Origin of the sequence: Flavobacterium sp. (assembly GCF_013822155.1) — a bacterium.
GTDB lineage: Bacteria > Bacteroidota > Bacteroidia > Flavobacteriales > Flavobacteriaceae > Flavobacterium.
Window position 1 is genome coordinate 1 of record NZ_PNJW01000165.1, and the last position, 1493, is coordinate 1493.

General features: G+C 35.3%; 2 protein-coding genes. Both read left to right on the forward strand.

Annotated elements, in window-relative coordinates; genetic code table 11:
- A partial coding sequence (locus C0512_RS15600; RefSeq protein ID WP_290863233.1) for a hypothetical protein occupies positions 1-185 on the forward strand: 185 nt, incomplete at its 5' end.
- On the forward strand, positions 130-1493 hold a 1364-nt coding region (locus C0512_RS15605), incomplete at its 3' end, for a hypothetical protein (protein WP_290863235.1). The genes C0512_RS15600 and C0512_RS15605, both read left to right, overlap by 56 nt.

The window sequence follows — 1493 nt, forward strand, 5'->3', positions numbered from 1 at the left end:
TAACTTTTGATGCATTGGTTAGGCTGTTTCAAGACAAAAATTTTGAAGCAACAGCAAAAGATGATAGTACTGAACAATTAAATTATACTTTTCATTATTTTAAAAATTCAGATAATGGATATTCAAATAATGGAGGTTATATTCTTCAATATGATGTTGATTCCGATACTAAAATTGCCAATTAATGATAAAAACTCGCGATATCTTATGGGTTATTTTAATAAAATAAGTTCTATTTCAACAGCTTTTAAAAGTAGGTTGTTCAGAACGTTTCTACTACTTTTATTATTTACTGGAAATGAGTTGTTAGCTCAATGTCCAACTGTTACTAATTTAAATCAGTCTTTTTGTGATATACAATCACCTACTGTCGCTAATTTGCAAGCAACAAATAATGGTGGTGGTATAGCTTGGTTTGCAACAGATATTTCCACAATTCCTCTAGCACCTGGTACAGGACTTGTTAATGGGGAAGATTATTTTGCGGATAATAGTGCAGGAAATTGTGGAACAAGAATACGTGTAGTGGTAACAGTTTATTCAGCACCTACCGGGCAAAATTTTCAAGGTGTCTGTGTAGATTTTCCTAGTCAAGCTACTATTGCAAGTTTAATTGCTATTGGAAATAATGTGCAATGGTATAATGTTCCTGTTGGAGGATCTCCTTTGCCATCAACAACTGTTTTAATACCAAATACTATTTATTATGCAAATCAAACTAATCCAGACACTGGATGTTTGACTTCTAGACTCTCAGTATTTGTTAGTGTTGGCGTTGTTCCTGTTCCAACGGGTTCTGCAATTCAAATTTTTTGTGAAAATCCTTCAAACCCTCCAACTGTTGCTAATTTAAATGCAAGTGGCAATAATAATTGGTATCTTACAACTACTTCAGCTTTACCATTGGACATTGATACGCCCTTAATTAATGGACAAACATATTATGCAACTACGGTTGACCCACCTTGCGAAAGTTTAGAACGATTAGAAGTTACTGTTACAATTCAACCTTTTAATAACGCAGGTAGTAATGGTGTTTTTGATATTTGTGAAACAGAATTATTAACAACTGCTCCAATTAATCTTTTTGATATTTTGGGTGGTACTCCTTTTTCATCAGGAGTTTGGTCAGGACCATTGCTAACTTCAAATGGTAATTTAGGTACGATTGATGTTTCCTTGTTAACCTTAGCAGGAAGTCCATATGTTTTTACTTATACAGTTTCAGAATCAACGGAATGTCCAATAGCAACATCAACGGTTACGATTAATGTAATTGCTACAAAAAACGCAGGCACCAATGGTAGTATTACTTTATGTACTACGAGTCCTAGTATAGATTTATTCACCTTATTAGGAAATAGCCCTGAAACAGGCGGGACATGGAGTCCGGCTTTAGCCAGTGGCACAGGTGTTTTTGATCCGGCAGTAGATACAGCGGGAACTTATACGTATACAATAGTAGGCACTCCACCGTGTGCCGACAGTACGGC